Source organism: Bartonella sp. MU70NMGDW, from assembly GCF_042194085.1.
In the GTDB taxonomy this organism is placed as follows: Bacteria; Pseudomonadota; Alphaproteobacteria; order Rhizobiales; family Rhizobiaceae; genus Bartonella; species Bartonella grahamii.
This window is the reverse complement of the sequence record NZ_JBHIMK010000141.1, coordinates 1-3352: the sequence shown is the minus strand read 5'-3', so window position 1 is coordinate 3352 and position 3352 is coordinate 1. Positions and strand designations below refer to the sequence as shown.

Genomic DNA, 3352 nt, shown 5'->3' with positions numbered 1-3352 from the left:
TGCATTGCCATAAACTTCTGCATTATCAAAAACGTGCGGTTCACCGCAAATATATGCATCACCGTAAACTTCTGCATCACCGTAAATGCATGGTTCATCGCAAACTTCTGCTTTGCCATAAATACGAGAATTGTTGTAAACATGTGCATAACCGTAAACTTGTGCATTTTCGTAAACCAAGGCATCACCAAAAACCTTGGCATAACCATAGACTTTTGCATAATCCCCAATCCAGCAATTACCACGATGCGATAGGTTGTCTTCTTTCTCGATATAGCCTCCTAAATCACCTTTCTCGACGTTTCCAAAGTCTCGTAATGCGCGAATGCGGTGGAGAGTTTTGCCCCCAACTTCGATTGTTTCATCAGTAAATTCGTATTTTTTTTCCATGGTTTATTGCCTCTGGCCAGTTGTGATGATTTCATCATTGATGATCTCTGCGTTTCCATGAATAAATACATAACCACAGATTTGGGCATTTCCCCCAACTTTTGCTCTGATGGAAATCAATGAACCGTCATAAATTTTAGCATTTCCATAAATTTTAGCTTTTCCACTAATAAATGCACCACCGGAAACTTGTGCATTCTCGTAGATTTGTGCACTGGCAAAAACACGAGCATGTCCAAAAATCTTCGCATTGCCAAAAATATTAGTTTCTCCGGTAACAGATGCACTACCAAAAACACATGCATTTTCGTAAATATCAGCAATGTGATGAATATAAGCATCACCAAAAACCTTGGCATTGTCATAAACTCTTGCATGACCATCCACACGAGCGTTTTCATAAACATGGGCATCACCAAAAATCTTGGCACAACCATAGACTTTTGCATCATCACCTACCCAACAATCACCTTCATGACTTAGGTTGTCTTCTTTCTCGATATAGCCGCCTAAATCACCAGCTTTAACATCAGCAAAGTCTCTCAGTGCACGAATGCGGTGAAGTGTTCTGCAATCAAACTCAATTGTTTCATCAGTAAGTTCATATTTTTTTTCCATTATTTTACTCCTTTAAGTTAGACTCTGCCTTTGTCGTTCTTGCAAAAGAACGGCATTGCATTGTGGGGTGAATTTTTTGAAAAGGTGGCGTCTTTTAAAAACGCCTTTAGCTTTTAAAGCACATCACAAGGACGCAAACGGTGTTGTTTTTCGTAAGAACCATACATTGCATCATCATATTCGCGCTGTTTTATATCATCTAAAAAAAAACCGTATGCTGTGCTGTGTAGAATAAAATCGTGAGGAATGTTTCCGTTGAAACACTGCTCTTCACATTCTTTAAGATAGAATTCGGCAATATCTTCAGAGATATCTTCGCAACGATTAGTCGTTGGTTCAATACGCAAAATTTGGACAGCATTATCGGCTTGGTCGATAAATTTGATCATGTCACTTTCTTCTAAGAAAGGACCAGATTTAGCGAGATTTTGCTCTTCATTTTCGCACATCACTAAGAGAATTTCATCAGAATTTATAAACACTGGTTTATTCACAAATGCCTCCATATCAAAATATTTAAATACATTTTGAAAAAAACGCCTTGACATAGGTTTTTTTTTTCGGGGTATGGTGTCTTTATATACGCATTATGCATACTGGTCAACAAAAAAATATGCATTATGTGTATTTTTTATGTAACAAGATAAAAATCCTTTATAGGGGATTTTCATTAATTGACATTTCTCTGAAGGAGAGAGGAATAAGTTATGAAAAAAACAAAAAGTGATACGGAATTAGATAATGAAATAATGCAACTAATTTCTACATTTAGTTATGAAAGACAAAAAGCTTTCATTTTTTTTCTTCATTATTCAAGCGGCTTAGAAGGTGAAGAATTGTTTCTTTATCTGTCTGACTTGTTTTCTTTAGCAGATCAATGATTTGTTCTTCAATAGGCTGTTCTACCGTAGATATTGGAAAGGAGGGACCTTCTCCTTCTCCAGTTAATAACCATCCCTCACTAATTCTAAATGCTTTTGCGTATTTTTTAGATGCGCGTGATATTCCTCTAAGACCTTGTTCATGTTGTATATAGCTAGAATAGTTCCATCCAAAATATCTAGCTGCTTCTTTAGCACTTCTAAAACCACGTACCAGACGCGCTTTCATCAATCTAGAGGATTGCTCTGTTATTTTATCAAGCATGTTTATCTCCTATATTACTCATATTGCATAAAATTGGTATGCATTTCGACTTGACATTAAAATACTCGTAATGCATATTTTTTTCATGAATAAGATAGAAGCAAAAGAACTAAGAAAACGCCTTAATCTTACGCTGGACGAAATGGCGGCGTTATTAGGCGTCAACAAATCAACAGTATGGCGTTGGGAAAAATATGGTGTTCCTTCAAGAGGGGCAGTGGCTTATCTTTTAAAATCTTTATGCGATCAAGAGCAACACCCCCCATTGTCGAAAATTAGCAAGAGCTGCGGTGTTGATCACACCGGAGAAACTTTACAGCATTAAGGAGACAAAGATGGCTGTAGAAAAGAAATATGAGTTCACACGCCAAGGAGTAACGCTTTATCCTGATAAGAATAATTCACATGGTATTGTAATGCTTCGTCGCATACGGGCACTGAGAGACTTTGGAAGAGTCAAGAAAGGTGATCTTGGTGGTTTTATAGAACATGAAGGTAACCTATCACATGAGGGTGATTGTTGGGTAGCTGGTTCGGATAGATCTTTTAATAATGGGTATGTTTTTGGCAATGCTCGTGTTTTTGGAGATGCCCGTGTTGGTGGCATGGCACGTGTTTTTGGGCATGCACAAGTATACGGTTGTGCAGATGTTTCTAATTGTGTGTATGTTTATAATTATGCAAAGATTTACGGTAATGCGGAGGTTTATGGTAGTGATACCCGTGTTTATGGTAAGGCGCAAATTTATGAGAATGCTTCAGTAAAAGGCAAAGCAGAAGTTTACGGCAATTCTCGCATTTATGGGGATGCTAAGGTTTACAACAAAGCACGTGTCTACGGTCAAGCCAAGGTTTTTGGTAATGCCGAAGTTTTCAATCAATCTAAAGTTTATGACAATGCGTTAGTTCACGGGCATGCCAAGATTAGAGAGAATGCCAAGATTTACGGCAATGCCGATGTTTGTGACTATGAAGATTTTCGCGATAACGACGAAGTTTACATGCGTAAACACGTTTCATATAGCACAAACGAAGCGCATAAGAATGATGATGGTAAGCCTCGTATAGAGCTTATACCGCCGTTGGCACTGATTGAAATCGGCAAAGTTTTAGAGTTTGGGGCAAAGAAGTACGGAGCAAACAATTGGCGTAATGGCATGCACTGGAGCAGGTTTCACGGTGCTGCTTTACGTCATTT

At 38.1% G+C, this 3352-nt stretch carries 6 protein-coding genes; 2 read left to right on the top strand and 4 right to left on the bottom strand.

From position 1 onward, the window contains the following. The 4 genes from ACFIKE_RS08820 to ACFIKE_RS08805 all read right to left on the bottom strand — a co-directional run. A partial coding sequence (locus ACFIKE_RS08820; protein WP_375649369.1) for a hypothetical protein occupies window positions 1-390 on the bottom strand: 390 nt, incomplete at its 3' end. Window positions 391-393: 3 nt separating this feature from the next. Beyond that, a complete protein-coding gene (locus ACFIKE_RS08815; RefSeq protein WP_375649367.1) occupies window positions 394-1008 on the bottom strand; it encodes a hypothetical protein in 615 nt (204 codons plus the stop codon). Window positions 1009-1121: 113 nt separating this feature from the next. Beyond that, window positions 1122-1502, bottom strand: coding sequence for a hypothetical protein (locus ACFIKE_RS08810; RefSeq protein ID WP_375621921.1), 381 nt, complete (start codon window positions 1500-1502; stop codon window positions 1122-1124). Between the two features lie 298 nt (window positions 1503-1800). Then, window positions 1801-2154: an XRE family transcriptional regulator gene (locus tag ACFIKE_RS08805; RefSeq protein WP_375614261.1), complete on the bottom strand. Its 354-nt coding sequence runs from the start codon at window positions 2152-2154 to the stop codon at window positions 1801-1803. A gap of 85 nt (window positions 2155-2239) precedes the next feature. Here ACFIKE_RS08805 and ACFIKE_RS08800 point away from each other — a divergent pair, with 85 nt between their 5' ends. After that, entirely contained in the window at window positions 2240-2479 is a 240-nt protein-coding gene (locus tag ACFIKE_RS08800) for a helix-turn-helix domain-containing protein (RefSeq protein ID WP_375649364.1), read from the top strand. A gap of 10 nt (window positions 2480-2489) precedes the next feature. Further along, a partial coding sequence (locus ACFIKE_RS08795; protein ID WP_375649362.1) for a dATP/dGTP diphosphohydrolase domain-containing protein occupies window positions 2490-3352 on the top strand: 863 nt, incomplete at its 3' end.

Excerpts from the sequence above, each read along its gene's own strand:
- ACFIKE_RS08815 (WP_375649367.1), bottom strand. The coding sequence starts at position 1,008 with ATGGAAAAAAAATATGAACTTACTGATGAAACAATTGAGTTTGATTGC.
- ACFIKE_RS08805 (WP_375614261.1), bottom strand. The coding sequence starts at position 2,154 with ATGCTTGATAAAATAACAGAGCAATCCTCTAGATTGATGAAAGCGCGT.
- ACFIKE_RS08800 (WP_375649364.1), top strand. The coding sequence starts at position 2,240 with ATGAATAAGATAGAAGCAAAAGAACTAAGAAAACGCCTTAATCTTACG.